The sequence below is a fragment of the Streptomyces alanosinicus genome (genome assembly GCF_014650595.1).
GTDB classification, from domain to species: Bacteria; Actinomycetota; Actinomycetes; order Streptomycetales; family Streptomycetaceae; genus Streptomyces; species Streptomyces alanosinicus.
In genome coordinates this window covers 296,846-322,357 of the sequence record NZ_BMVG01000006.1, presented here as the reverse complement: position 1 = coordinate 322,357, position 25,512 = coordinate 296,846, and the positions used below count along the sequence as shown (strand labels likewise).

At 71.4% G+C, this 25,512-nt stretch carries 24 protein-coding genes and 1 tRNA gene; 14 read left to right on the top strand and 11 right to left on the bottom strand.

What is annotated here, in order from left to right; all coding sequences use genetic code 11:
• Positions 1-178: 178 nt before the first annotated feature.
• A complete protein-coding gene (locus tag IE277_RS16640; RefSeq protein WP_189953086.1) occupies positions 179-664 on the top strand; it encodes an Lrp/AsnC family transcriptional regulator in 486 nt (161 codons plus the stop codon).
• 94 nt (positions 665-758) lie between these two features.
• Here the strand turns inward: IE277_RS16640 and IE277_RS16635 are convergent, their stop codons facing one another.
• Entirely contained in the window at positions 759-1,346 is a 588-nt protein-coding gene (locus IE277_RS16635) for a TetR/AcrR family transcriptional regulator (protein ID WP_189953084.1), read from the bottom strand.
• Entirely contained in the window at positions 1,343-2,857 is a 1,515-nt protein-coding gene (locus IE277_RS16630; protein WP_189953082.1) for a 3-hydroxyacyl-CoA dehydrogenase, read from the bottom strand. Before IE277_RS16630 ends, IE277_RS16635 begins: the two co-directional genes overlap by 4 nt.
• A gap of 160 nt (positions 2,858-3,017) precedes the next feature.
• Here IE277_RS16630 and paaN point away from each other — a divergent pair, with 160 nt between their 5' ends.
• The gene (paaN, locus tag IE277_RS16625; protein WP_189953080.1) at positions 3,018-4,709 is read left to right on the top strand and encodes a phenylacetic acid degradation protein PaaN; all 1,692 of its coding nucleotides are present in this window, start codon (positions 3,018-3,020) and stop codon (positions 4,707-4,709) included.
• A 16-nt stretch (positions 4,710-4,725) separates the two neighbouring features.
• Here paaN and IE277_RS16620 read toward each other — a convergent pair whose 3' ends face one another.
• The 3 genes from IE277_RS16620 to IE277_RS49535 are packed head-to-tail and all read right to left on the bottom strand — an operon-like array spanning position 4,726 to position 7,338.
• Positions 4,726-5,481, bottom strand: coding sequence for a TrmH family RNA methyltransferase (locus tag IE277_RS16620; protein ID WP_189953078.1), 756 nt, complete (start codon positions 5,479-5,481; stop codon positions 4,726-4,728).
• 10 nt (positions 5,482-5,491) lie between these two features.
• Positions 5,492-6,703: an HTTM domain-containing protein gene (locus tag IE277_RS16615; protein WP_189953076.1), complete on the bottom strand. Its 1,212-nt coding sequence runs from the start codon at positions 6,701-6,703 to the stop codon at positions 5,492-5,494.
• Positions 6,700-7,338 carry a DUF5819 family protein gene (locus IE277_RS49535; protein WP_373310802.1) on the bottom strand — a complete coding sequence of 213 codons (639 nt, stop codon included), beginning with the start codon at positions 7,336-7,338 and terminating at the stop codon, positions 6,700-6,702. Before IE277_RS49535 ends, IE277_RS16615 begins: the two co-directional genes overlap by 4 nt.
• A gap of 728 nt (positions 7,339-8,066) precedes the next feature.
• Here IE277_RS49535 and paaA point away from each other — a divergent pair.
• From paaA to IE277_RS16580, 6 genes are all read left to right on the top strand, one after another.
• Positions 8,067-9,122 (top strand): 1,2-phenylacetyl-CoA epoxidase subunit PaaA, encoded by a 1,056-nt coding sequence (gene paaA / locus IE277_RS16605; RefSeq protein ID WP_189953071.1) that lies wholly within the window; start codon positions 8,067-8,069, stop codon positions 9,120-9,122.
• Complete coding sequence (gene paaB / locus IE277_RS16600; protein WP_014673816.1) at positions 9,119-9,406, top strand: 1,2-phenylacetyl-CoA epoxidase subunit PaaB; 288 nt, start codon at positions 9,119-9,121, stop codon at positions 9,404-9,406. The genes paaA and paaB overlap by 4 nt, the downstream gene beginning before the upstream one ends.
• Positions 9,403-10,134, top strand: a complete 732-nt coding sequence (gene paaC / locus IE277_RS16595) for a 1,2-phenylacetyl-CoA epoxidase subunit PaaC (protein ID WP_189953070.1) — start codon at positions 9,403-9,405, stop codon at positions 10,132-10,134. Before paaB ends, paaC begins: the two co-directional genes overlap by 4 nt.
• On the top strand, positions 10,128-10,694 hold the full coding sequence (paaD, locus tag IE277_RS16590; protein WP_189953068.1) for a 1,2-phenylacetyl-CoA epoxidase subunit PaaD: 567 nt from the start codon (positions 10,128-10,130) through the stop codon (positions 10,692-10,694). Before paaC ends, paaD begins: the two co-directional genes overlap by 7 nt.
• On the top strand, positions 10,694-11,758 hold the full coding sequence (locus IE277_RS16585; RefSeq protein WP_189953066.1) for a 2Fe-2S iron-sulfur cluster-binding protein: 1,065 nt from the start codon (positions 10,694-10,696) through the stop codon (positions 11,756-11,758). The genes paaD and IE277_RS16585 overlap by 1 nt, the downstream gene beginning before the upstream one ends.
• A gap of 167 nt (positions 11,759-11,925) precedes the next feature.
• Entirely contained in the window at positions 11,926-13,068 is a 1,143-nt protein-coding gene (locus IE277_RS16580) for an acyl-CoA dehydrogenase family protein (protein ID WP_189953065.1), read from the top strand.
• A 132-nt stretch (positions 13,069-13,200) separates the two neighbouring features.
• Here the strand turns inward: IE277_RS16580 and IE277_RS16575 are convergent, their stop codons facing one another.
• From IE277_RS16575 to IE277_RS16555, 5 genes are all read right to left on the bottom strand, one after another.
• The gene (locus IE277_RS16575) at positions 13,201-13,548 is read right to left on the bottom strand and encodes a rhodanese-like domain-containing protein (RefSeq protein WP_189953063.1); all 348 of its coding nucleotides are present in this window, start codon (positions 13,546-13,548) and stop codon (positions 13,201-13,203) included.
• A gap of 50 nt (positions 13,549-13,598) precedes the next feature.
• On the bottom strand, positions 13,599-14,411 hold the full coding sequence (locus tag IE277_RS16570; protein WP_189953061.1) for a hypothetical protein: 813 nt from the start codon (positions 14,409-14,411) through the stop codon (positions 13,599-13,601).
• Between the two features lie 178 nt (positions 14,412-14,589).
• The gene (locus tag IE277_RS16565) at positions 14,590-16,044 is read right to left on the bottom strand and encodes a DUF2252 domain-containing protein (RefSeq protein WP_189953058.1); all 1,455 of its coding nucleotides are present in this window, start codon (positions 16,042-16,044) and stop codon (positions 14,590-14,592) included.
• A gap of 239 nt (positions 16,045-16,283) precedes the next feature.
• Positions 16,284-17,126: an NmrA family NAD(P)-binding protein gene (locus IE277_RS16560; protein ID WP_189953056.1), complete on the bottom strand. Its 843-nt coding sequence runs from the start codon at positions 17,124-17,126 to the stop codon at positions 16,284-16,286.
• A complete protein-coding gene (locus IE277_RS16555; protein ID WP_189953308.1) occupies positions 17,123-17,551 on the bottom strand; it encodes a nuclear transport factor 2 family protein in 429 nt (142 codons plus the stop codon). Before IE277_RS16555 ends, IE277_RS16560 begins: the two co-directional genes overlap by 4 nt.
• Positions 17,552-17,713: 162 nt before the next feature.
• Here IE277_RS16555 and IE277_RS16550 point away from each other — a divergent pair, with 162 nt between their 5' ends.
• Positions 17,714-18,331 (top strand): TetR/AcrR family transcriptional regulator, encoded by a 618-nt coding sequence (locus tag IE277_RS16550; RefSeq protein WP_189953055.1) that lies wholly within the window; start codon positions 17,714-17,716, stop codon positions 18,329-18,331.
• 423 nt (positions 18,332-18,754) lie between these two features.
• Here IE277_RS16550 and IE277_RS16545 read toward each other — a convergent pair.
• Positions 18,755-18,838: transfer RNA gene (locus IE277_RS16545), tRNA-Leu, on the bottom strand.
• Between the two features lie 523 nt (positions 18,839-19,361).
• On the opposite strand from IE277_RS16545, the gene IE277_RS16540 reads away from it, so the two are divergent.
• The 5 genes from IE277_RS16540 to IE277_RS16520 all read left to right on the top strand — a co-directional run bounded on the left by IE277_RS16540 (position 19,362) and on the right by IE277_RS16520 (position 25,429).
• A complete protein-coding gene (locus IE277_RS16540) occupies positions 19,362-20,219 on the top strand; it encodes an FHA domain-containing protein (RefSeq protein WP_189953053.1) in 858 nt (285 codons plus the stop codon).
• A 10-nt stretch (positions 20,220-20,229) separates the two neighbouring features.
• Positions 20,230-20,763: an FHA domain-containing protein FhaB/FipA gene (locus IE277_RS16535; RefSeq protein WP_189953051.1), complete on the top strand. Its 534-nt coding sequence runs from the start codon at positions 20,230-20,232 to the stop codon at positions 20,761-20,763.
• Positions 20,764-20,903: 140 nt separating this feature from the next.
• The gene (locus IE277_RS16530; protein ID WP_189953049.1) at positions 20,904-22,484 is read left to right on the top strand and encodes a Stp1/IreP family PP2C-type Ser/Thr phosphatase; all 1,581 of its coding nucleotides are present in this window, start codon (positions 20,904-20,906) and stop codon (positions 22,482-22,484) included.
• Positions 22,485-22,511: 27 nt separating this feature from the next.
• The gene (locus IE277_RS16525; RefSeq protein ID WP_189953047.1) at positions 22,512-23,963 is read left to right on the top strand and encodes an FtsW/RodA/SpoVE family cell cycle protein; all 1,452 of its coding nucleotides are present in this window, start codon (positions 22,512-22,514) and stop codon (positions 23,961-23,963) included.
• The gene (locus IE277_RS16520) at positions 23,960-25,429 is read left to right on the top strand and encodes a peptidoglycan D,D-transpeptidase FtsI family protein (protein WP_189953045.1); all 1,470 of its coding nucleotides are present in this window, start codon (positions 23,960-23,962) and stop codon (positions 25,427-25,429) included. Before IE277_RS16525 ends, IE277_RS16520 begins: the two co-directional genes overlap by 4 nt.
• Positions 25,430-25,512 lie beyond the last annotated feature (83 nt).

Here is a 25,512-nt window from a genome sequence, read left to right as displayed (position 1 = left end):
TCGTGGGAGCGGCTACGGGAGGCGCGTCGGCTGTGAGGCGCCTCACCAACCGATTGTTCGGTCGTCGGCACATTTTGGCTACAGGCCCCTCCAGGCTGTGGACAAACGGTTCTCCACAGCCTGGAATGAACGCAGGACGTCCACGGCGAGAGAGCGGAGGGCAATGGCATCTGAACAAATGGCCGACAGACCGCAGGACGGCATCCCGCTGCCGCCGCCGCGTCCGCTGGACGCCATCGACCAGGACATCCTGAAGATCTTGCAGTCGGACGGCCGCGCCTCGATACGATCCGTCGCCGAGCGCGTCCATGTCTCGCGCGCCAATGCCTACGCGCGCATCAACCGGCTCGTCGAGGACGGCGTCATCCGCGGCTTCAGCGCGCGCGTGGACCACGAGCGGGCGGGGCACGGCACGTCGGCCTACGTCACCCTGAAGATCGTCCAGAACACCTGGCGCACGGTCCACGAGCAGCTCAGGCAGTTGCCCGGCGCCTCCCACATCGCTCTCGTGGGCGGCGACTTCGATGTGCTGCTGCTGGTGCACACACCCGACAACAGGGCACTGCGCGAGCTGGTGCTCACGCGGCTCCAGGCGATCCCCGAGGTGCTCAGCACCCGCACGCTGCTGGTGTTCGAGGAGGAGGACCTGGAGCCGGAGGCGTAAAAGGCGTGCCGGAGGCGTAAAGGGCATCCGGAGGCGTAACAGGCTTGACGGGAGGCGTCGAAGGCGTGCCGGAGGTCTGCCCCCCGGCCTGACGTCAGTCCCGGCGCAGGCCCGCGAAGACCAGGCGGACCACCGCGTCCGCCACCTCGCGGTCGCTGGCACCGCGCGCGTCGGGCCGGTACCACTCCACGATCGAGTTGATCATGCCGAAGACCAGCCGGGTGGCCAGGCGGACCTCCACATCGCCGCGGACGTCCCCGTCGGCCGCCGCGGCCTTCAGCAGTTCCGCGACCCGGTGGTCGAAGTCGCGCCGCCGCTCCAGCGCCCACCGCTCGGTCTCGGTGTTGCCGCGCACGCGCAGCAGCAGCGTCACATACGGCAGGTCGCCTATGAGCACCTCGACCATGCGCCGTACGACGTGCTCCAGCCGGTCGACGGACCGCCCCACGCGTGCGTGCTCCTCGTCCAGGATGGCGAACAGGCCGTCCAGGGCGCGGCTGACGGCCCGGCGCAGCAGTTCCTCCTTGCCGCTGACGTGGTGGTAGATCGACGACTTGGAGATCCCGGCCGCCTTGGACAGGTGCTCCATGGACGTGCCGTCGTACCCGCGTTCGTTGAAGACTTGGACGGCCACGGAGAGCAGCGTCTCGGGCGTGTACGTGTCGCGCTTGACCGTGGTCATGGGGTGCTCTCCCGCTTGTCGATGGCGTACGCGTGGCGGTAGAGCGCGAGGGAGGGGGCGTAGCGTCCGGAGGGGTCGCGCTCGTGCATCTCGTCCAGGACGTCGAAGGCGAACTCGCGGCCGAGCCTGCGGTCCCACTCGAAGGGGCCGAGCGGGTAGTTCACCCCGAGGCGCATGGCGGTGTCGATGTCCTCCTCGGTGGCGACGCCCTTGGCGACGGCGTCATGGGCGAGGTCGATGATCCGGGCGACCGTGCGCGCGACGATCATGCCGGGGACGTCGCCGATGACGCTGACGTCCTTGCCGAGCGCCTGGAACAGGCCGATGGCCTCGGCGAGGGTCCGCGGCGAGGTCTCGTGGCAGGCGGACAGGGCCACGCGGGTGGCCGCGCGGTAGTCCAGGGCGAGGTCGAGGTAGACGACGTCCTTGAACTCCACACAGGTCTGGCCGTCGGCGAGGACCAGCTGGCCGCCGCTGGGCAGCACCAGGCGGGTGCCGTTGTCCTCGTCCTCCTCGCGGACCTGGATGCCCGCCTCGCGGATCAGCGCGAGCAGCTCGGCCGCGGGGCCGAGGCCGCCCTCGGCGACGACGTAGGCGGGCGGCTGCTCCTTGTCGGCGGTGTGGGGTTCGGGTCGCTCGGCGTCGGCGGCGTGGTCGTACCAGCCGTGCCCGGTCTTGCGGCCGAGGCGGCCGGACTCCACCAGCCGGCGCTGGGCCAGGGACGGGGTGAAGCGCACGTCCTGGAAGAAGGACTGCCACACGGAGTGGGTCACCGACTCGTTGACGTCCTGCCCGATCAGGTCGGTCAGTTCGAAGGCGCCCATCCGGAAGCCGCCGGACTCGCGCAGGACCGCGTCGATGGTGGCCGGGTCGGCGGCCTGGGCCTCGTAGACCGCGAACGCCTCGGCGTAGAAGGGCCGGGCGATCCGGTTGACGATGAAACCCGGGGTGTCGGCGCAGGCCACCGGGGTCTTGCCCCAGGCACGGGCGGTCTCGTACGCGCGCGTGGCGGACGAGACGTCGGTGGCGAACCCGGAGACGACCTCGACCAGCGGCAGCAGCGGGGCCGGATTGAAGAAGTGCAGGCCCACGAGGCGGCCGGGATGGCGCAGGCCGCCGGCGATGGCCGTCACCGAGAGCGAGGAGGTGTTCGTGGCGAGCAGGCAGTCCTCGGCGACGATCTCCTCCAGTTCGCCGAAGAGCTGCTGTTTGACGTCCAGCCGCTCCAGGGCGGCCTCGACGACCAGCCCGCAGTCCGCCAGCTCGGTGAGGCTCTCCGCGGGCCGGAGCCGGGCGCGGGCGGTGTCCCGGTCGGCGGCGGCGAGCTTGTTCTTCTCCACGAGCCGGTCGAGGCGGGCGCCGATCGCCGCGGCCGCGTCCCGGGCGCGCCCGGCGACGGCGTCGTACAGCCGCACCGGGTGGCCGGCGACGAGCGCGACCTGGGCGATGCCCTGGCCCATGGTGCCGGTGCCGACGACGGCCACGGGGCTGCTGAGGTCGAGTGCTGTCATGTGCGCGATCCTCCCGCACGACGTTGTCCACAGATGCGGCAGGCCCCCTTGTCCCGACCGATCGTTCGGTTACTCTAGCTCTGACCGCTCGATCCCGCGCCATTTTCTTCCCAGGTCGTGAACTCGACGACGAGTTCTCCAGACGAGGAGTTGGTCCCGCATGGCCGCCGAAATGACCGCCCACGATCTGATCGCCAAGCACAGGCCCACCCTGGACCAGGCGCTGGAAGCGATCCGCACGCGGGCCTACTGGTCCCCGCATCCCGAGCACCCGAAGGCCTACGGCGAGAGCGGCAGCCTGGACGCGGCGGCGGGCAAGGCCGCCTTCGACGCCGTGCTGAACACCCGGCTCGACCTCGGCCAGCCCGGCACCGACGACTGGGTGGGCGGCGAGGTCTCGCCGTACGGCATCGAACTGGGCGTCGGCTATCCGCACGCGGACGTGGACGTGCTGATCCCCGCGATGAAGGCCGGGCAGCGGGCCTGGCGGGACGCGGGCGCCGAGACCCGGGCGGTCGTGTGCCTGGAGATCCTCAAGCGGATCAGCGACCGGACGCACGAGTTGGCGCACGCGGTCATGCACACCAGTGGACAGGCGTTCATGATGGCGTTCCAGGCGGGCGGCCCGCACGCCCAGGACCGCGGCCTGGAGGCAGTGGCGTACGCGTACGCGGAGCAGGTCCGCACGCCCGAGACGGCCGAGTGGACCAAGCCCCAGGGCAAGCGCGACCCGCTGGCCCTCACGAAGCAGTTCACCGCGGTCCCGCGCGGTCTCGCCCTGCTCGTCGGCTGCAACACCTTCCCGACGTGGAACGGCTATCCGGGCCTGTTCGCCTCCCTGGCGACCGGCAACGCGGTCCTGGTCAAGCCGCACCCGCGCGCGGTGCTGCCGCTCGCCCTCACCGTGCAGATCGCACGCCAGGTGCTCACCGAGGCCGGTTTCGACCCGAACCTGGTGGCGCTGGCCGCCGAGCGCCCCGGCGAGGGCATCGCCAAGACCCTCGCCACCCGCCCCGAGGTCCGGATCATCGACTACACCGGGTCGACGGCCTTCGGCGACTGGCTGGAGGCCAACGCCCGCCAGGCGCAGGTCTACACCGAGAAGGCCGGCGTCAACACGGTGATCGTGCACTCCACCGACAACTACAAGGGCATGCTGTCGAACCTGGCGTTCTCGCTGTCCCTGTACAGCGGCCAGATGTGCACCACCCCGCAGAACCTGCTCATCCCCCGGGACGGCATCCGCACCGACGAAGGCCCCAAGACCTTCGACGAGGTCGCCGCCGACCTCGCCCGCGCGGTCGACGGCCTCCTCGGCGACGACGCGCGTGCGAACGCCCTGCTGGGCGCGATCGTCAACCCGGACGTCAAGGCCCGTCTGGAGGCCGCGGCCGGCCTCGGCGAAGTCGCCCTCGCCTCCCGGGAGATCAGCAACCCCGAGTTCCCCGACGCGGTCGTGCGCACCCCGGTCCTCGTCAAGCTGGACGGCGCCAAGCCGGACGACCAGGCCGCCTACATGAGCGAGTGCTTCGGCCCCGTCTCCTTCGCCGTCGCGGTCGACTCGACGGCCGACGCGGTGGAGCTGCTGGGCCGCACGGTCCGTGAGAAGGGCGCGATGACGGTCGGTGCCTACACCACCGACCCCGAGGTCGAGCAGGCGATCGAGGAGGTGTGCCTCCAGGAGGCGGCCCAGCTGTCGCTCAACCTGGTCGGCGGGGTGTATGTGAACCAGACCGCCGCCTTCTCCGACTTCCACGGCTCCGGCGGCAACCCGGCGGCCAACGCGGCCCTCACCGACGGCGCGTTCGTGGCGAACCGGTTCCGGGTGGTGGAGGTCCGCCGGGAGGCGTAGGAGCGGAAAGGACCGCTCAGGGAGCGCCGTGCGCGCCCCCGGTCGCGCTCCAGTGGTACAGCGTCATCGCCACGCTGGTGGCGAGGTTGTAACTGGAGACCTGGGGGCGCATCGGCAGCGCCAGCAGATGGTCGGCACGCGCGCGCAGCTCGGCCGACAGCCCGCTGCGCTCCGAGCCGAACGCCAGGACGGCGTCGTCGGGCAGCTCGGTGCCCCGGATGTCCATCCCCTCCGGATCGAGGGCGAACAGCGGGCCGGTCGGCAGCTCGTCGACGCCGAGGCGTTCCACGGCGGTCGCGAAGTGCAGTCCGGCGCCGCCGCGCACCACCGTGGGATGCCAGGGGTCGAGCGTGCCCGTCGTGACCACTCCGGTGGCCCCGAAGCCTGCGGCCAGGCGGATCACGGCGCCGGCGTTGCCCAGGTTGCGCGGGTTGTCCAGGACCACGACCGGCGCGGTGCGCGGGGTGCGGGCGAGCGTGCGCAGATTGGCCGTGCGGGAGGGCCGTACGGCGAGCGCGGCCACACCGGTCGGGTGGGGCCGGGGGACGAGCGAGGCGTACGTCTCCGCCGGCACCTGCGTGAGCAGCGCGTCCAGTGCGTCCCGTACGTCCCCGGCCAGCTCCTCGGCCAGGACGAGCGTGGCCGCCCGGTCGGTGGTGACCGCCACCGGGACCTCGGCCCCGAAGCGCAGCGCGTGCTTGAGGGCGTGGAAGCCGTCGAGCAGCACACCGGCGTCGGCGTGCGCCCGCCAGCGGGTCAGCGGGTCGGTCATGCCGTGCACCCTACGCGGCCCCCTGCGGGCTCTCGTGCGCGCTCTCCTGCGGGGAGCGCGGCGCGGGCACCCTGGGCACGCCACGCCGGTCTATGCGCCCACGCGCGCGTGTCACCAGCGCGCCCAGCCGGCGCAGGAACGGCGTCGGCAGGAAGACCGCGTCCGCGGTGATCATCGCCAGCGAGAAGAACGGCAGCCCGAGCACGACCGCGATCACCGCGTGCTCGATCATCATCAGCACCAGCAGGACGTTCTTGACCCGCCGGTTGAACAGGGTGAACGGGAAGGCGACCTGCACCATGACCGTCCCGTAGGCCACGATCATCATGATCGTGCCGCTGGCGGACATCAGGTCCGCGAGTCCGGGCCAGGGCGAGAAGTAGTCCAGGTGGAGCGGGTAGTAGACGGCGGTGCCGTCCTGCCAGCGCGAACCCTGGATCTTGTACCAGCCGGCCGTCGCATAGATCAGACAGGCCTCGGCCATGATCACCAGCAGGCCACCGTTGTGCAGGACGTTGGCGATGACGTCCAGCAGGATCCGCGGCTCCGGCGACTTCACCCAACGGCCGACGGCCCACCACAGGCCGAGCACGGCCCAGGCGGTCCACAGCAGCGCGGGAATCAGCCAGCCGTTGTCGAACCGGCCGGTGAACGTCGCCAGGACGAGCACCAGGCCGGACACCGCCCACAGGGCCGGTCCCGCCAGGTCGGTGGGGACCCGCTCCCCACGCGCGTGTGCCGCCTGCGCGCGTGCCGCACGCCGTGCGTCCAGGGACCACACCTGGCCGCAGCGCGTGAACACGAGGTAGAAGGACATCAGGTGCAGGACGTTGTCCCCGCCGTCGCCCACGAACACACTGCGGTTCTGCAGCGACAGCACGCCCACCATGAACAGCACGGACGCGGTCCGGGTGCGCCAGCCGAGCAGCAGGGCCGCGCTGGCGGCCATCGCCAGCAGGTAGAAGCACTCGAACCACGCCTGCCCGTCGGACCACAGCAGAGCGGTGAACGCGTGGTTGTCGGCGGTCAGCTCCTTGGCGAGGTTCCAGCCCCACGGTCCGGCCGGGCCGTACAGCTCCTGGCGGTGGGGGAACTCGCGCAGCAGGAACAGCAGCCAGGTCCCGGCGAACCCGATACGGATCACGGCACTCTGGTACGGCCCGAGAGCCGACCCGGTGGCCCGGGCGATGCCGCGCGAGAGGATCAGGGAGAGCCTGTTCACCGCACACCTCCCGCTGCCTCGCCGGCGGTCACGTTCCACCAGGGCAGCACGCGGTAGACGGGCTTGTCGGACACGCGCTCACGGCTCCACTCGGGCGGCTGGACATTGGTGGTGCTGGAACGGATCTGCACGCGCTGGACGACGCCGTCGCGGTCGGCCGGGTAGGTCCGGTACAGGCGCATCACCACGATCCGGCGCAGGTACTGCTCGGACAGGGAGCCGCGCATGCCGAGGGAGCGGTTGTCGGCGCTGTGCGTGGCGGTGAAGAAGTCCCAGGCGCGGCGCACCTCGTTCTGCTGGGTGTGGCTGGGCACCGGGTTGCCGTCGATCGCGGCACCGTCCTGGGCGGACAGGTCGGTCCACCCGGTGGTGCGCAGTCCGCCGTCCTTCGACCGCACCACGGCACGCACCTGGAGGGCGATGTTCTGCTGCAGCGGGTTCGGCGCGAACAGCTTCCAGTTCTGCTCGAACTCCGGGTACACCCACTGCGAGACCATCGTGCCGTGCCGCTTGGTCACCGTGTTCGCGGGGGCGAGGCTGAGGAACACCATCAGCAGATGCACACAGGCGGCGACACCGACCGCCGCGAGCGCCAGCGCCGCGACGACCTGGTAACGGGGGGAGAGGGCGGCCACGCCGGTACGGGGCGGGTGGGGCGGCACGGGGTCGTGGGGCGAAGCGGAGGTACCGGGCAGCACGGAGGTACCGGGTGCGGGCGACGTTACGGAGGCATCCTCGCCGGCACCCGCATCCTCGCCGACAGCCGTGTCTTCGCCGACAGCCGCATCCTTGCCGACAGCCGTATCTTCGCCGACAGCCGCGTCCTGGCCTACGGCCTCTTCCGCGCCACGCGGCACATCCGCACCGGCCGGGGAGCCCACGCCGACCGGACCGGCCACGCCCGTCGTGCTGTCGACGTCAGCCGGGGGAGTCTCCGGGAGACGCGCCCGGGGGCCCGACCCGCCAGGGCGGGTTCGGGCCCCCGGGTCCTCGTCGTACGCGTCCATTCCGGCCCGTCCCCCGTTTCGGCTCAGTCGTTCGGCTCAGTGTCCAGCTCAGTGCCGCGGCGCTGCCACGAGCGCCCCACGCTGCACGCACGCCACTCCTTGGCGTCCCCACGGAACGGTACTCAGCCCCGACCACCGGGCGCAGCCCCGGGTACAGGCCAGGTCCGTGGTCCTCGCCACGCCGTACAACGTCGACACCGGGCCTCGACCGCTCCGCCACACGTTGTCCACAGGCCGTCGGCGGAGTTTTCCACAGCGGTTGACACCCCACGGCACCCCGGCACACCATTATTGCGCACGGACCGAACGATCGGTCGGGACAGATTCACCAAAAAGCCCGAGGTCAGGGGGATCGCATGGCCACAGCAGCCCCGCGGCGCACGGCCCGCACACAGGCGGGCGGCGCGGCGGACACCGTCGACACGGCGGCCTACCAGCACGCCTTCGACGCGGCCGTGGCCGCGGACGAGCGCATCGAACCGCGCGACTGGATGCCCGACGCCTACCGCGCGACCCTGGTCCGGCAGATCGCCCAGCACGCGCACTCAGAGATCATCGGCATGCAGCCGGAGGCCAACTGGATCACCCGCGCCCCCTCCCTGCGCCGCAAGGCGATCCTGATGGCCAAGGTCCAGGACGAGGCCGGCCACGGCCTGTATCTGTACAGCGCCGCCGAGACCCTCGGCACCGGCCGCGACGAGCTGCTCGACAAGCTCCACAGCGGCCGCCAGAAGTACTCCTCGATCTTCAACTACCCGACCCTGACCTGGGCCGACGTCGGCGCGATCGGCTGGCTGGTGGACGGCGCCGCGATCACCAACCAGGTCCCGCTGTGCCGCTGCTCCTACGGCCCGTACGCCCGCGCGATGGTCCGGATCTGCAAGGAGGAGTCCTTCCACCAGCGCCAGGGCTACGAACTGCTGCTGGCCCTGAGCAAGGGCACACCGGAACAGCACGCGATGGCGCAGGACGCGGTGGACCGCTGGTGGTGGCCCTCGCTGATGATGTTCGGCCCGCCCGACGACGCCTCCCAGCACTCGGCGCAGTCGATGGAGTGGAAGATCAAGCGCCATTCGAACGACGAGCTGCGCCAGCGCTTCGTCGACATCTGCGTCCCCCAGGCCGAGTCCCTGGGCCTCACCCTCCCCGACCCGGACCTGCGGTGGAACGAGGAACGCGGACACCACGACTTCGGCGCCATCGACTGGACGGAGTTCTGGGAGGTCCTCAAGGGCAACGGCCCGTGCAACGAACAGCGGATCACCCAGCGCACACACGCCCACGACGAGGGCGCCTGGGTCCGGGAAGCGGCCGCGGCCCACGCGGCCAAGCACACCAGCGGCACCACCGCCGCCGACGGCACCGACGGCACCGCACTCACGACAGGCGAGACAGAAGCGGAGCGAGCATGAGCACCACCGACTGGCCCCTGTGGGAGGTCTTCGTGCGTTCCCGGCGCGGCCTCTCCCACACCCACGCCGGCAGCCTGCACGCCCCCGACGCGGAGCTGGCCCTGCGCAACGCCCGCGACCTCTACACCCGCCGCGGTGAGGGCGTGTCGATCTGGGTGGTGCCGGCCGCCGCGATCACCGCGTCCTCACCGGACGAGAAGGACCCGTTCTTCGAACCGGCCGCCGACAAGCCCTACCGGCACCCGACCTTCTACGAGATCCCGGAAGGGGTGAAGCACCTGTGACCGCCACCGGCCCCGCCACCGTCCCGGTGACCGCCGCGCTCGCCCTCGGCGACGACGCCCTGGTGCTCTCCCACCGGCTGGGGGAGTGGGCCGGGCACGCCCCCGTCCTGGAGGAGGAGGTCGCCCTCGCCAACATCGCCCTCGACCTGCTCGGCCAGGCCCGGGTCCTGCTGTCCATGGCCGGCGACGAGGACGAACTGGCCTATCTGCGCGAGGAGCGGGCCTTCCGCAACCTCCAGCTGGTCGAGCAGCCGAACGGCGACTTCGCCCACACGATCGCCCGCCAGCTGTACTTCTCCACCTACCAAGAACTGCTCTACGCCGAACTGGCCGCAGGCGACGGCCCGTTCGCGCCCCTCGCCGCGAAAGCAGTCAAGGAGGTCGCCTACCACCGCGACCACGCCGAGCAATGGACCCTCCGCCTCGGCGACGGCACCGAGACCAGCCACGAGCGGATGCGCCGGGCCTGCGAGGCCCTGTGGAAGTTCACCGGTGAGATGTTCCAGCCGGTCGAGGGCCTCGACATCGACCCGACCGGCCTGGACCGGCGCTGGCAGGAATCCGTCACAGAGGTGCTCGGCCGCGCCACGCTGCCCCTGCCCGAAGGGCCGCGCACCGGCGCCTGGTCGGCCGGCGCCGGCCGACAGGGCCTGCACACCGAGCCGTTCGGGCGGATGCTCGCCGAGATGCAGCATCTGCACCGCAGCCACCCGGGGGCGACATGGTGACCGCCACCGCCCTGGAGGCGGAGCTGCTCCAGCTGGCCGGCTCGGTGCCGGACCCCGAACTGCCGGTGCTCACACTCCAGGAGCTGGGCGTGGTGCGCGCGGTGCGCCTCCACGACGACGACACCGTCGAGGTCGACCTGACCCCCACCTACACCGGCTGCCCCGCCATCGAGGCGATGAGCGTGGACATCGAACAGGTGCTGCTCGCCCATGGCATGCGCGAGGTCACGGTCCGCACCGTGCTGACGCCCGCCTGGTCGACCGACGACATCAGCCCCGAAGGACGCCGCAAACTCAGGGAGTTCGGCATCGCTCCCCCGCGGACGCGCGGCGCCTTCGGCCCGGTCCCGCTGTCCCTCGGCCCGACCCGGACCGACGACGGACCCACCACCGAGCCCAGCCGGCCCATCGAGCCCACCGAGCTCACCGATCCCGTCCGTTGCCCGCACTGCGGCGGCGCCGACACCGAGCTGCTGAGCAGGTTCTCCTCCACCGCGTGCAAGGCACTGCGCCGCTGCCTGGCCTGCCGTGAACCGTTCGACCACTTCAAGGAGTTGTGATGGCGCGCTTCCACCCGCTCCCGGTGGCCGCGGTCGACCGGATCACCGACGACGCCGTCGCCCTCACCTTCACCGTCCCGCCCGAGTTGCGCGCGGAGTACCGGCACGCACCCGGCCAGCACCTGGCACTGCGCCGGCAGGTCGACGGCACCGAGATCCGGCGCACGTACTCGATCTGCTCCCCCGCACCCGATCCGGCCGGCGCCGGCCCGGACACGCTGCGGGTGGGTGTGCGGCTGGTGGAGGGCGGCACCTTCTCCGCCTACGCGCTGAAGGAGATCAACGTCGGCGACGTGCTGGATGTGATGATCCCGGCCGGCCGCTTCACCCTCGAACCGACGCCCGGCCTCTACGCGGCGGTCGTCGGCGGCAGCGGCATCACCCCGGTGCTGTCCATCGTCTCCACGCTGCTGGCACGTGAGCCCGCGGCCCGGTTCTGCCTGATACGCAGTGACCGCACGGCGGCCTCGACGATGTTCCTGGAGGAGGTCGCCGACCTGAAGGACCGCTATCCCGAGCGGTTTCAGCTGGTGACCGTGCTCTCCCGCGAGGAGCAGCAGGCGGGCCTGCCGTCCGGCCGGCTCGACCGTGAGCGGCTCAGCGCGTTGCTGCCCGCGCTGCTGCCGGTCGACCGGGTCGCGGGCTGGTTCCTGTGCGGACCGTACGGGCTGGTGCAGGGCGCGGAGCAGGCGCTGCGGGAGCTCTCCGTGGACCGCTCCCGTATCCATCAGGAGATCTTCCATGTGGACGCGGGCTCCACGTCGGCCGGCACCGCCGGGACCCCCGCGCACAGCACGGTCACCGCGCGGCTCGACGGGCGCGGCGGGACCTGGCCCGTGCAGGAAGGAGAGTCCCTGCTGGAGACGGTCCTGCGCAACCGCCCCGACGCGCCCTACGCCTGCAAGGGCGGAGTCTGCGGGACGTGCCGCGCCTTCCTGGTCTCCGGCGAGGTCCGCATGGACCGCAACTTCGCGCTGGAGACGGAGGAGACGGAAGCCGGATATGTGCTGGCCTGCCAGTCGCATCCGCTGACGGAGCAGGTGGAGCTGGACTTCGACCGCTGAGGTATTCGACCGCTGAGGACGGGAAGCCCGCGCCGTTCCCTCTTTCCAGACGCCATCCCTTCCTCCTCCCAGAAACCATCCCTTCTTCCGGAGGCCATTCCCTTCTTCTAGAACCTGTTCTATCTTGACGCACCGTCAGCTCACCGGACTCGCCGGAAGGACAGGCCGTGGACTTCACCTTCACCGAGGAGCAGCGGGCGGCGGCCGAGGCGGCCCGCGGGGTGTTCGCCGGCGTGGCACCGGACGCGGTGCCCAGCCCGGCGCTCACCACCGGTGCCGTGGCCGAGGGCTTCGACCGGGCCCTGTGGTCCCGGCTGGCCGAGGCGGACCTGCTGAGTCTGCTGCTCGACGAGGCACACGGCGGTTCCGGGCTGGACGCGATCGCGCTGTGCCTGGTGCTGCGCGAGTCCGCCAAGGTGCTCGCCCGGGTGCCGCTGCTGGAGCACAGCGCGGCGGCAGCGGCCGTACAGGCGTACGGCGGGCCGGAGTTGGCGGGGCGGGTGCCGGCTCGGGCCGGGCGGGGCGAGCTGGTGCTGACGGTCGCGGCGAACGGCCGCAGCGGCCACGACCCGGCCGAACTGGCCGTCGGCGCACGACGGGACGGCGCGGCCTGGGTGCTGGACGGGGTGCAGACGGCGGTGCCGTGGGCGTACGACGCGGACCTCGTCGTCGTACCGGCGCATGTGGAGGGGACGGGCGCCGAGCGGACCGTGCTCGCGCTGGTACCGCGCGAGCGGGACGGGGTGGTCCTCGCCGAGCAGGTCTCCACCAGCGGGGAGCGGCTGGCCGAACTGCGGCTCACGTCCGCGCGGATCGACGCGGCCGACGTCATCGAGGCCGAGGGTGCCTGGGAGTGGCTGCATGCGCTGCTCACGACCGGCACCTGTGCGCTGGCGCTGGGGCTGGGCGAGCGGGTGCTGGGGATGACGGCCGAGTACACCGGGAAGCGGGAGCAGTTCGGGTTTCCGCTCGCGACGTTCCAGGCGGTGGCGGTGCAGGCCGCGGACCGGTACATCGATCTGCGCGCCATGGAGGCCACGCTCTGGCAGGCCGCCTGGCGGATCGCCTCGGGGGCGCCGGGGGCGCTGCCCGCGGCCGGGGATGTGGCGGTGGCGAAGATCTGGGCGGCGGAGGGGGTCCGCCGGGTGGTGCAGACGGCACAGCATCTGCACGGCGGGTTCGGCGCCGACACCGACTATGCGCTGCACCGGTATCACGCCTGGGCCAAGCACCTGGAGCTGGCGCTCGGCCCGGCGGCGGCGCACGAGGAGCGGCTCGGGGACCTGCTGGCCGCCCATCCACTGGGCTGACCCGCACATCCCGTGAGCTGCGTCCTGTGGGCTGCGTCTGTGGGCTGCCCCGCACACCCTGCGAGACGGCACGCGCCCTCGGGCAGCATGCGCCCCGGCGCGGAGGACGGGCGCCCCGGCGCGGTCGCGGGGCTACAGCACGAAGCCGGGCTGGCCCTCGTCCGTGATGACCGGGCGGCCCGAGGTCTGCCAGATCTGCATGCCGCCGTCGACGTTGACCGCCTCGATGCCCTGCTGGACCAGGTACATGGTGACCTGGGCCGAGCGGCCGCCGGAGCGGCAGATGACGTGGACGCGGCCGTCCTGCGGGGCGGCCTCGGTCAGCTCGCCGTAGCGGGCCACGAAGTCGCTCATGGGGATGTGCAGCGCCCCCTCGGCGTGGCCCGCCTGCCACTCGTCGTCCTCGCGGACGTCCAGCAGGAAGTCGCCGTCCTTGAGGTCCATGACCTCGACCGTGGGTACACGAGCTGCGAAATTCATGTCCCCGACGCTACCCGAAGCCTCCGGGCACCGGCGGGGGGAGCGGGGGCTCAGTCCTGCGCCAGCAGGGCCGCCAGTTCCGCCTCCCGCTGGGCGATGTCGGAGCGCAGCTTTCCGGCGATCTCGTCGAGGAGCCCGTCGGGGTCGTCCGGGGCGAGCCGCAGCATGCCGGCGATGGCGCCCTCCTCCAGTTCGCGGGCGACGAGAGTGAGGAGTTCCTTGCGCTGGGCGAGCCATTCGAGGCGGGCGTAGAGCTCCTCGGCGGGGCTCGGGCGCCGCTCGGGCGGTACCGGCCCGGCCGCCCATTCCTCGGCCAGCTCCTTCAGCAGGGCCGCGTCGCCGCGGGCGTAGGCGGCGTTGACGCGGGTGATGAACTCCTCGCGCCGCTGCCGTTCCGCTTCCTCCTGGGCGAGGTCGGGGTGGGCCTTGCGGGCCAGCTCGCGGTAGAGCTTGCGGGCCTCCTCGCTGGGCCGCACCCGCTCCGGGGGCCGTACGGCCTGGTCGGTGAGCATGGCGGCGGCTTCCGGGAACAGGCCGTGGCCGTCCATCCAGCCGTTCAGCAGTTCCTCGACGCCGGGGATCGGCAGGACGCGGGCGCGGGCCTCCTCGGCGCGGCGGATGTCCTCCGGGTCGCCGGTGCGGGCGGCCTTCGCCTCGGCGATCTCGGCGTCCAGCTCCTCGATACGGAGGTAGAGGGGGCCGAGCTTCCGCTCATGCAGCCGGGAGAAGTTCTCGACCTCGACCCGGAATGTCTCCACGGCGATCTCGTACTCGATCAATGCCTGTTCGGCGGCCCGTACGGCCTGTTCGAGCCGTTCCTCGGGCCGCGGTGCCTGGGACTGATCGGGTTCCGGGGTCGTCACGCGAACAGCATAGGGGGCCGCGGTCCCGCCCCCTCAAAAGCCCTTCACGCCCCCGGCCCGCCCCCGGCCCCCCTTCGGCGCCGAGGCCCCTCATGCCCGAACACTCGCCCCCTCATGCTCGAACACCCAGCCCCTCATGCCCGGACACCCGGCCCCTCGCACCCAGATAACCGACACCTCACACTCCCGACTCGGCCGGGATCCTCCCCGCCCGCACCGCCGTCACCAGTTCGGCGTGGTCGGCCTCCGTGCGGTCGGCGTAGGCGACGGCGAAGGCGGCTATCGCCTCGTCCAGTTCCTCGTTCTTGCCGCAGTACCCGGCGATCAGCCGCGGGTCGGCGCTGTGGGAGTGGGCGCGGGCCAGCAGCGCGCCGGTCATCCGGCCGTAGTCGTCGACATGGTCGGCGGCGAGGGCGGCGGGGTCGACGCTGCCCTTGCGGTTGCGGAACTGACGCACCTGGAAGGGCCGCCCGTCGACGGTGGTCCAGCCGAGCAGGATGTCGCTGACGACCTGCATGCGCTTCTGCCCGAGGACCACGCGGCGGCCTTCGTGCTCCACGGCCGGCGCCTCGAACCCGGCCGTGGCCAGGTGCGGGACGAGCGCGGAGGGCCGGGCCTCCTTCACCTGGAGCACCAGCGGCTGCTCACGGTGGTCGAGGAGCAGCACGACGTAGGACCGGGTGCCGACGCTGCCGGTGCCGACGACCCGGAAGGCCACGTCGTGCACGGCGTGCCGGGCGAGCAGCGGGTGCCGGTCCTCGCTGAGCGTGTGGATGTACGACTCCAGGGACGCGGCGACCGCGTGGGCCTCCTCGTCCGGGACGCGGCGCAGCACGGGCGCGGCGTCCACGAAGCGGCGCCCGCCGTCCTCGACCGCCTCCGTGGACTTCGCCGCGAACCGGCCGCTGGTGTTGGCTCGGGCCTTCTGCGAGACCCGCTGCAGGGTGCCGAGGAGATCGTGGGCGTCGGTGTGGGAGACCAGTTCCTCGTCGGCGATGGCGTTCCACGCGTCGAGCACGGGCAGCTTGGCCAGCAGCCGCATGGTGCGGCGGTAGGCGCCGACCGTGTCCTGGGCGGCGGCCCGGCAGGTGTCCTCGTCGGCGCCGGCCTCCCGTCCGGCGAGCACCAGCGAGGCGGCGAGCCGCTTCAGGTCCCACTCCCAGGGGCCGTGCACGGTCTCGTCGAAGTCGTTGAGGTCGATGACGAGATCGCCGCGGGGGTCGCCGTACAGGCCGAAGTTGGCCGCGTGGGCATCCCCGCATATCTGGGTGCCGATCCGGGTCATGGGGGTGCGGGCCAGGTCGTACGCCATGAGTCCGGCCGAGCCGCGCAGGAAGGCGAACGGGGTGGCGGCCATCCGGCCGACGCGGATGGGGGTCAGCTCGGGGATACGGCCGGCGTTGGACTCGGTGACCGCGCGGACCGCGTCGGGGCGGGTGGCGTCCACGTCGAGCGCGCGGTGCGCACTGCGCGGCACGCTGGTGCGCAGCGCCTTGCCCTCGTCCTTGGGCGAGCCCTGCCGCGGCCACTGGGCGAACCCGCTCACCCGCGGCAGCCGCCGCGCGCCACGCTCCACCGTGTCCGCCGCCGTGTCCGCCACCGCGTCCGCCACGTCCCCACCGGCACCGGTCATCGCGACCGCCTCCCCCGTACAGCCGCCGGCCGTCAACGGCCGGCACGAACATCAACTCGTGCAGACCGTACAACCGACGACCGATATGCGTCGATCACCGATCCGGCCGACGACCGCAGACCTGGTCGCCGACTTGGTTGCCGACTTGGTTGCCGACCTGGTCGCCGGCCACCGCCCCGCTCGTCGGTGCGTCGGACCAGGCCCTGCCCCAGGCCCTGCCCCAAGCGCTGCCCCGGGGCCTAGGCCCTCAACTCCCGTACGGCGACGGCTCGGAAGCTGTGCGGTGGACGGCCGGTGAGCTGCCGCACGGTGTCGGTGGTGCGGTCCTCGGCGCCCTCGGCGATGGCGCGGTCCATCCCGGCCAGCATGGCGGCGAACTCCGGCGGCATCCGCGCGGCCAGCCGGTCGCGCAGTTGCTCGTACGTCAGCCGCCGGTGGACCACGGGCCGGCCGGTGACCTCCGTGAGGACGGCGGCGATGTCGTCGTAGCGGAGCGCCTCCGGTCCGGTCAGGACCGCGTCGCTGTTGTGCGCCCGCTCGTCGGTCAGGGCACGGACCGCGACGGCGGCGATGTCGTCGGCGTCGACGAATCCGACCCGGCCGGACCCGGCCGCGGTCAGGATGACGCCGTCCTCGCGGATGCTGTCGGCGTGGACGTGCGCGCCGGTGAAGTTCTGCATGAACCAGGAGGGCCGCAGTACCGCCCACTCGTCGAACAGTGCGGGCAGGGCCTGGTGCACCGCCCCCGCCCCCGGGCCGCCCTCGGGGACGGCCGAGGAGCTGAGGAGCACGGCACGCCGTACGCCGGCGGCGCGGGCCCGGCGGAGGAAGGGCAGCATGACGGCGGCCGGGTCGGGGTCGCCGACCGGCGGGACGAGGTAGACGCGCACGGCCCCGGCGAGGGCGGCGCCGTGGGTGGCGGGGTCGTACCAGTCGAAGCGGACCGCTTCCGCGCCCGGCAGCGGGGTGGCCCGGCGGCTCGCCGCCCGGACGGCATGGCCGGCGGCGGTCAGCCGCGCCGCGGTACGGCCGCCGGTGGTGCCGGTGGCCCCGATGACCAGGACGGTGCCGGCGGCGGTCATCGGGCACCGCTTCCGGCGAAGTCCAGGCCGGGCTGCTGGACGGCGAGCGGGTTCCAGTAGTCCCGGTAGGAGGTGAAGCGTCCCTCCCGGGCGGACACGACGGCGATGTAGGTCATGTCGAAGGGCGCCCCGGTCTCGACCAGCCGGCCCACGCCCCGCATCTCGACCACGATGGTCCAGGGGCTCGCGGTCCGGTGGATCCGCAGCTCGGGGAAGCCGTGCAGGTCGATGTGGTCGGGATAGTCACGCATATAAGCGGCGATCGCGTCCCGGCCTTCGAGCCGGCCGGGCCAGCCCGGCGGCGCGAAGGGGAACTCCATCACGCCGTCCTCGGCCCACAGGCCGACCCAGCCGGCGATGTCCTTGTCGAGGAGCAGCCGCAGGCTGTGGCGGTAGAGCTCTTCCGCTGAGGTGTGCGGGGGCATGGGCATGGATCCCTCCGTCCGTCCCGTACGATACGGACCCTTGGTCCGGTTTGATCGACGATACGGACCGTTGGTCCGGTTCGCAACACGGGGAACCGGCGCCCGGCACCCCCGGCGCGGGAGGACCCCGCGCCGGGGCCGAACCCCTCCGGGAGGAACCACGTGAGCGAGCGCAGACCCCGCAAGGACGCCCTGCGGAACCGGGCGGCCGTCTTCACCGCCGCCGACGCGCTCTTCGCCGACTGTCAGAGCCCCGACAGCGTCACGATGGCCGACATCGCGGTCGCGGCCGGCGTCGGCAAGGCGACCCTCTTCCGCGCGTTCGGCGATCGCACCGGACTGATCCGCGCCCTGTACGCCGCACGCCTGGAACCGGTCAGAACGGCGGTCGAACAGGGCCCGCCGCCGCTCGGGCCCGACGCCGAGCCCCTGGTGCGGGTGCCGGCCCTGCTGGACGCCGTCCTGTGCCTCAAGCTCGACAACCGCCACCTCGCCCTCGCCCTGGAGCAGACCGGCAGCGACAGTCCCTACGGCGCGGAGTACTACGCCTGGTGCCACACCCTGCTCCGCACGCTGCTGGAGCGGATTCCGGGGCTGCCCGAGAGCGACTTCACCGCCCACGCCCTGCTCGCCGCCACCCGCGCCGACCTCGTCGAGCACCTGGCCGGCGAGCAGGGCCTGCCCCGCGACGAGATGCGGGCGCGACTGGCAGGCTTCACCGCCAGGATCCTCGGCGCCGAGGGAACCCAAGGACACCAGGACACCCAGGAGTCCTCTTAGGCGACCACTGATCACGGGCCGGCCGCGAATCCCCCGCGCGCCAGGACCAGTTCGGGCATCCCCTCGATGTGGCCCACGGCACTACTCCCCACGGCACTCCACAGGGCGGGCCCACCCCACCCCGACCGCGCCACCTCACCACCCCCGGAGAGGCCCCGCGTGACAGACGTGAGGGAGACGCGGGAGAGATGTGAGGGAGAAGTGAGAGAGAAGTCACATCAGCACTCAGGGCGGAGAAGGCGGAGACGGAGACGGAGACGAGACGACAGAGAAGCGGCAGCGGCGAGTGAAGAACAACACCCCTGCCGCCGACGGCCGTCGGCCACCCGCCGGCACGGACCCCCACCGGACGGCGCCCCCGCCCCGCACCAGCACAAAGAGAAACGGTCGGCATCGTGATTACGATGCCGACCGTTTCGTCGGTGCGCGAGGGGGGAGTTGAACCCCCACGCCCTTGCGGGCACTGGAACCTGAATCCAGCGCGTCTGCCTATTCCGCCACCCGCGCATTGGGTGTGTCTTCCGGTCCCGGCCCTTTCGGGCTGGCCCCTTCCGACACCCAGAACATTAGCACGTCGTACGGGGTGGGTTCACATCCCTTCCGGGCCCCCGCCCGGCATCGGCCGGGCCCGCCACCCGCGGCTATGCCCGCCCTCCGGCACCCGGGGCCACCTGCCGCGCAGCCCCTCATCGCCGCCCCCCCACCGCCCCCTCGCCGCCCCCGGACACGTATCAGTGAGACCCGCTTCACGTATCAACCTCGTACCGGTGACGGGCATCTCCCCAGGAGGCGGGCCGGGTCCACAGCCAGGTGCGGGACACTGGTCTTCACCCACCTCTACGATCCATGGCAGCAGGAGTGCCCGCCGGGAGTTCGAAGGGGAACCGCTGGGGGAACCGGCTGATTGCCGGGCGCGTAGATACGATCAGTAAGCAGCACCGGCAAGCAGCACCAGCGGAACAGGCAGTACAGGCAAGGCAGCGGCTACACAACAGGGCAACGCAGACGACCGGGACGGAGGAGGTGCCCCATGGGAGTCCTGAAGAAGTTCGAGCAGCGTCTCGAAGGTCTGGTGAACGGCACCTTCGCCAAGGTCTTCAAGTCCGAGGTCCAGCCCGTGGAGATCGCCGGCGCGCTCCAGCGCGAGTGCGACAACAACGCGACCATCTGGAACCGCGACCGGACCGTCGTACCCAACGACTTCATCGTGGAGCTGAGCGCGCCGGACTACGAGCGGCTCAGCCCCTACTCCGGGCAGCTCGGTGACGAGCTGGCCGGCATGGTGCGCGACTACGCCAAGCAGCAGCGCTACACCTTCATGGGCCCGATCAAGGTCAATCTGGAGAAGGCCGAGGACCTGGACACGGGTCTGTACCGGGTGCGCTCGCGCACCCTGGCCTCCTCCAGCAGCCAGCAGGCCCCCGCGGCCCCGGCCCCCGGCCGCCCCGCGCAGGGCGCCCAGGGCGGCGGATACGGCTACCCGCCCGCCGCGCCCGCCGGTGCGCCCCCGATGCCGGCCACGCCGCCGCCCGGCGCCCGCCCCGGCGGCTCCGGCTACCCCCAGCCCGCCGGCCAGCGGCCCACGGGCACACCCACGAGCGGCGGACGCCCCCGCTACTGGATCGAGATCAACGGCACCCGCCACCAGATCTCCCGACCGACGCTGGTGATGGGCCGCAGCACCGACGCCGACGTGCGGATCGACGACCCCGGCGTCTCCCGCCGGCACTGCGAGATCCGGACCGGGACGCCCTCGACGATCCAGGATCTCGGATCCACCAACGGCATCGTGGTGGACGGGCAGCACACCACCCGCGCTACGCTCCGCGACGGCTCGCGGATCGTCGTGGGCAGCACCACCGTTATCTATAGGCAAGCCGAAGGGTGAAGCGGGGGCAATGTCAGAGCTGACCCTCACGGTCATGCGGCTGGGTTTCCTGGCCGTACTGTGGCTGTTCGTGATCGTGGCCGTGCAGGTCATCCGGAGCGACCTGTTCGGTACGCGCGTCACCCAGCGCGGATCGCGCAGGGAGGCCGGCCGCCAGCAGCAGCAGGCGGCCCGGCAGCAGCCAGCCGCGCCCCCGCAGCAGCGAAACCAGCAGCGAGGCCAGCAGGGCGGCGGCCGGCGCGGCCGTAACGCCCCCACCAAGCTGGTGGTGACCGAAGGCACACTGACCGGCACCACCGTCGCGCTGCAGGGCCAGACGATCACTCTGGGCCGGGCGCACGACTCCACGATCGTGCTGGACGACGACTACGCCTCCAGCCGCCATGCCAGGATCTACCCGGACCGCGACGGTCAGTGGATCGTCGAGGATCTGGGTTCCACCAACGGCACCTACCTGGACCGGTCCCGGCTGACGACCCCCACGCCGATCCAGCCGGGCTCGCCGATCCGCATCGGCAAGACCGTCATCGAGCTGCGGAAGTAGTGCTACATCATGAGTGAGCGCGAGCGGAGCGAGCACGCAGCGGCAGGCCGCACTCCGGTCTGCGGTGCGCTCCCGACCGGAGGGTGGGCAGTGTGGCTCGACACGACCGGCTGCATTCGGAGCCGACGGGCGAGGTGCGCATGAGTCTGTCACTGCGCTTTGCCGCCGGATCGCACAAGGGCATGATCCGCGAGGGCAACGAGGACTCCGGTTACGCCGGTCCCCGACTGCTCGCGATCGCCGACGGCATGGGCGGCCAGGCGGCCGGCGAGGTCGCCTCCTCCGAGGTCATCTCCACCCTGGTCACGCTCGACGACGACGTGCCCGGCTCCGACATCCTCACCTCCCTCGACGAGGCCGTGCAGCGCGCCAACGACCAGCTGCGCGCCATGGTCGAGGAGGACCCCCAGCTGGAGGGCATGGGGACCACCCTCACCGCCCTGCTGTGGACCGGCCAGCGGCTCGGCCTGGTCCACGTCGGCGACTCCCGCGCCTATCTGCTGCGGGACGGGGTGCTCACCCAGATCACCCAGGACCACACCTGGGTGCAGCGGCTCGTCGACGAGGGCCGGATCACCGAGGAAGAGGCCACCACTCACCCGCAGCGCTCCCTGCTGATGCGCGCCCTCGGCAGCGGCGACCATGTCGAGCCCGACCTGTCGATCCGCGAGGTCCGCGCCGGCGACCGCTATCTGATCTGCTCCGACGGGCTGTCCGCGGTCGTCTCCCATCAGACGATGGAAGAGGCCCTCGCCAGCTACCAGGGCCCGCAGGAGACCGTGCAGGAGCTGATCCAGCTCGCGCTGCGCGGCGGCGGCCCGGACAACATCACCGTCATCGTCGCCGACGTCCTCGACCTGGACACCGGTGACACCCTCGCCGTCCAGCTGTCCGACCAGCCGATCGTGGTCGGCGCCGTCGCCGAGAACCAGCACCACCTGCACGACAACGGCATCATGCAGACCCCGGCCGGCCGCGCCGCCCACCTGGGCCGGCACGCCCACGGGCACGGCGGCGGCGAGTTCGGCCCGCCCGGCTCCGGCGACACCACCGGCTACGTCCCGGCGGGCAGCTTCGGCGACTACACCGACGAGGACTTCACCAAGCCGCGCAAGAGCCGCACATGGCTGAAGGGCACCCTCTACGGCGCGCTCGCGCTCGCCGTCATCGGCGGCGGCCTCTACGGCGGCTACCGCTGGACGCAGACGCAGTACTACGTCGGCGCCAAGGACGAGCATGTGGCGCTGTACCGCGGGATCAGCCAGGACCTGGCCTGGGTGTCGCTCTCGAAGGTGGAGAAGGACCACCCCGAGATCGAACTCAAGTACCTGCCGCCGTACCAGCAGAAGCAGGTGAAGTCGACGATCGCCGCGGGCGGTCTGCAACAGGCCCAGGCGAAGATCGAGGCACTGTCCGTGCAGGCCTCCGCATGCCGCAAGCAGTCGCAGCGCCAGGCCGCCGAGTCCGAGCGGAACGCCAGAACGGGCCAGGGCGAGGCCGGAGGCACCACGGGAACCACCCGTACCGCCTTCACGTCCAAGGCATCACCGACGCCCAACCCGTCTACAGGTACGACAGGTGCGACAGGTACGACGGGCACGACGTCGAAGAAGCCCCCGACAACGTCCTCGAAGTCCCCGTCCCCGACCGCCACTCCGAACCCCGGCCCGAGCCTCTCCGAGGATGAGCAGAAGGTCGTCGATCAGTGCGGCAAGCAGTAGCGAAGCCGCGAGAGGCCCTGTCACACGATGAGCAGTACGACTAACCCGCCGACGCACCACACCTCCACGATCGGCGCCATCGGCGCACCGAGCCGCCGCAACACCGAGCTGGCCCTGCTGGTCTTCGCCGTGGCCATCCCGGTGTTCGCCTATGCCAACGTGGGCCTGGCCATCAAGAACCAGGTACCCGCCGGACTGCTGGAGTACGGCCTCGGCCTCGGTCTGCTGGCCGGCGTGGCCCACCTCGCCGTACGGAAGTTCGCGCCGTACGCCGACCCGCTGCTGCTGCCGCTGGCCACCCTGCTCAACGGGCTCGGGCTCGTCGTCATCTGGCGGCTGGACCAGTCGAAGCTGCTGCAGTCGCTGCCCCACTTCGCCGCGGCCGCGCCTCGCCAGCTGCTGTACAGCGCGCTGGGCATCGCCATGTTCGCCGCAGTGCTGATCTTCCTGAAAGACCATCGCGCCCTGCAGCGCTACACCTACATCTCCATGGTCTGCGCCCTGGTCCTGCTGCTTCTTCCACTGGTGCCGGGCCTCGGGGCCGACATCTACGGCGCCAAGATCTGGATCAGGGTCCCCGGCCTCGGCTCCCTGCAGCCCGGCGAGTTCGCGAAGATCGTCCTCGCCGTCTTCTTCGCCGGCTACCTGATGGTCAAGCGGGACGCCCTGGCCCTCGCCAGCCGCCGCTTCATGGGCCTGTACCTGCCGCGCGGCCGCGACCTCGGTCCGATCCTGGTCGTCTGGGCGATGTCGATCCTCATCCTGGTCTTCGAGACCGACCTCGGCACCTCGCTGCTGTTCTTCGGCATGTTCGTGATCATGCTGTACGTCGCCACCGAGCGAACCAGCTGGATCGTCTTCGGTCTGCTGATGTCCGCCGTCGGCGCGGTCGGTGTGGCGAGCTTCGAGTCGCACATCCAGACGCGTGTGAACGCCTGGCTCAACCCGATGCGCGAGTACCAGCTCAGCCGCCAGGTCACCCACGACGGCATCCTCCACTCCGACCAGCTGCAGCAGTCCCTGTGGGCGTTCGGCTCCGGCGGCACCCTCGGCACCGGCTGGGGCCAGGGCCACTCGGACCTGATCAAGTTCGCCGCCAACTCCGACTTCGTCTTCGCGACCTTCGGCGAGGAGCTGGGCCTGGCGGGCATCATGGCGATGCTCCTGATCTACGGCCTGATCGTGGAGCGCGGCGTGCGCACCGCCCTCGCCGCCCGCGACCCGTTCGGCAAGCTGCTCGCCGTGGGCCTGTCCGGCGCCTTCGCCCTGCAGGTGTTCGTCGTGGCCGGCGGTGTGATGGGCCTCATCCCGCTGACCGGTATGACGATGCCGTTCGTCGCCTACGGCGGTTCCTCCGTGCTGGCCAACTGGGCGCTGATCGGCATCCTGATCCGCATCAGTGACACCGCCCGCCGCCCGGCGCCCATGCCCGCCGGCAACCCCGACGCCGAGATGACCCAGGTGGTCCGCCCGTCATGAACAAGCCCCTGCGCCGGATCGCGATCTTCTGCGGCCTCCTCGTGCTGGCCCTGCTGATCCGCGACAACTATCTCCAGTACGTCAAGGCCGACCAGCTCGCCGCTGACAAGGACAACCTCAGAGTCCGCATCGAGCGCTACGCCCACCCGCGCGGCGACATCATCGTCGACGGGAACCCGATAACCGGGTCGACCGAGGTCAAGGGCCGACAGTTCAAGTACAAGCGCACCTACAAGGACGGGGCCATGTGGTCCCCGGTGACCGGCTACTCCTCGCAGGCCTTCGACAGCAGCCAACTGGAGAAGCTCGACGACGGCATCCTCTCCGGCAACGACGACCGGCTCTTCTTCCGCAACACCCTCGACATGATCACGGGCAAGCCGAAGCAGGGCGGCAACGTGGTCACCACACTGAACGCGCCCGCTCAGAAGGCAGCGTTCGACGGGCTGTCCAAGCAGGGCGGCAAGGGCGCGGTCGTCGCCCTGGAGCCGTCCACCGGCAAGATCCTGGCGCTGGCCTCCTACCCGTCGTACGACCCCTCGGCCTTCGCGGGCGACCGCGACGGCGACTCCAAGGCCTGGAACACGCTGAAGAACAGCAAGGCCGAGCCGATGTTGAACCGGGCGCTGCGCGAGACCTACCCGCCGGGCTCCACGTTCAAGGTGGTCACGGCCGCGGCCGCGCTGGAGAACGGCAAGTACACCTCGGCCGACGAGAAGACGGACTCGCCGCTGCCGTGGACCATGCCGGGCACCACGACCCAGCTGAAGAACGAGGGCAACATCCCCTGCAAGGACGCCGACCTGCGGACGGCGCTGCAGTACTCCTGCAACACCGTCTTCGGCAAGATCGGGTCCGACCTCGGCAACGACAAGATGCTGGCTGAGGCGAAGAAGTTCGGCTTCGACTCCGAGCAGTTCACCCCGGTCCGCTCGAACGCCTCGGTGTTCTCCGACCACATGAACCCGTCGCAGACCGCGCTGTCCTCCATCGGCCAGTACAACACCGCCGCGACCCCGCTGCAGATGGCCATGGTCGCCTCGGCGGTCGCCAATGACGGCAAGCTGATGAAGCCGTACATGGTCGACAAGCTCCAGTCGCCCAACGTCGACACCGTCGAGCAGACCGAGCCGAAGGAGCTGAGCCGGCCGCTGTCCTCGGCCAACGCGCAGATCCTGCAGGACATGATGCAGACGGTGGTCGAGAAGGGCACCGGTACGAACGCGAAGATCCCCGGCGTCACGGTGGGCGGCAAGACCGGTACCGCGCAGCACGGTGTGGCGAACAGCGCCAACCCGTACGCGTGGTTCCTCTCCTACGCCAAGCTGCCCGACGGCAGCTCGCCGGTCGCCGTGGCCGTGGTCATCGAGGACGAGAGCGCCAACCGCGACGACATCTCCGGCGGCGGCCTCGCGGCACCGATCGCGAAGGACGTCATGGAGGCCGTCATCAAGTCCAAGAAGTGACACCCGTCACGCCTCCTTCACATCGTTGCACGTTGCGATACCGGTCCTGTATCGGGTTGCGGGCTTGGCCAGGTCACACAAAG

Coding starts and splice junctions, on each gene's coding strand:
- IE277_RS16640 (WP_189953086.1), top strand. CDS start 179: ATGGCCGACAGACCGCAGGACGGCATCCCGCTGCCGCCGCCGCGTCCG.
- IE277_RS16635 (WP_189953084.1), bottom strand. CDS start 1,346: ATGACCACGGTCAAGCGCGACACGTACACGCCCGAGACGCTGCTCTCC.
- IE277_RS16630 (WP_189953082.1), bottom strand. CDS start 2,857: ATGACAGCACTCGACCTCAGCAGCCCCGTGGCCGTCGTCGGCACCGGC.
- paaN (WP_189953080.1), top strand. CDS start 3,018: ATGGCCGCCGAAATGACCGCCCACGATCTGATCGCCAAGCACAGGCCC.
- IE277_RS16620 (WP_189953078.1), bottom strand. CDS start 5,481: ATGACCGACCCGCTGACCCGCTGGCGGGCGCACGCCGACGCCGGTGTG.
- paaA (WP_189953071.1), top strand. CDS start 8,067: ATGGCCACAGCAGCCCCGCGGCGCACGGCCCGCACACAGGCGGGCGGC.
- paaB (WP_014673816.1), top strand. CDS start 9,119: ATGAGCACCACCGACTGGCCCCTGTGGGAGGTCTTCGTGCGTTCCCGG.
- paaD (WP_189953068.1), top strand. CDS start 10,128: ATGGTGACCGCCACCGCCCTGGAGGCGGAGCTGCTCCAGCTGGCCGGC.
- IE277_RS16585 (WP_189953066.1), top strand. CDS start 10,694: ATGGCGCGCTTCCACCCGCTCCCGGTGGCCGCGGTCGACCGGATCACC.
- IE277_RS16575 (WP_189953063.1), bottom strand. CDS start 13,548: ATGAATTTCGCAGCTCGTGTACCCACGGTCGAGGTCATGGACCTCAAG.
- IE277_RS16565 (WP_189953058.1), bottom strand. CDS start 16,044: ATGACCGGTGCCGGTGGGGACGTGGCGGACGCGGTGGCGGACACGGCG.
- IE277_RS16560 (WP_189953056.1), bottom strand. CDS start 17,126: ATGACCGCCGCCGGCACCGTCCTGGTCATCGGGGCCACCGGCACCACC.
- IE277_RS16555 (WP_189953308.1), bottom strand. CDS start 17,551: ATGCCCCCGCACACCTCAGCGGAAGAGCTCTACCGCCACAGCCTGCGG.
- IE277_RS16540 (WP_189953053.1), top strand. CDS start 19,362: ATGGGAGTCCTGAAGAAGTTCGAGCAGCGTCTCGAAGGTCTGGTGAAC.
- IE277_RS16535 (WP_189953051.1), top strand. CDS start 20,230: ATGTCAGAGCTGACCCTCACGGTCATGCGGCTGGGTTTCCTGGCCGTA.
- IE277_RS16530 (WP_189953049.1), top strand. CDS start 20,904: ATGAGTCTGTCACTGCGCTTTGCCGCCGGATCGCACAAGGGCATGATC.
- IE277_RS16525 (WP_189953047.1), top strand. CDS start 22,512: ATGAGCAGTACGACTAACCCGCCGACGCACCACACCTCCACGATCGGC.
- IE277_RS16520 (WP_189953045.1), top strand. CDS start 23,960: ATGAACAAGCCCCTGCGCCGGATCGCGATCTTCTGCGGCCTCCTCGTG.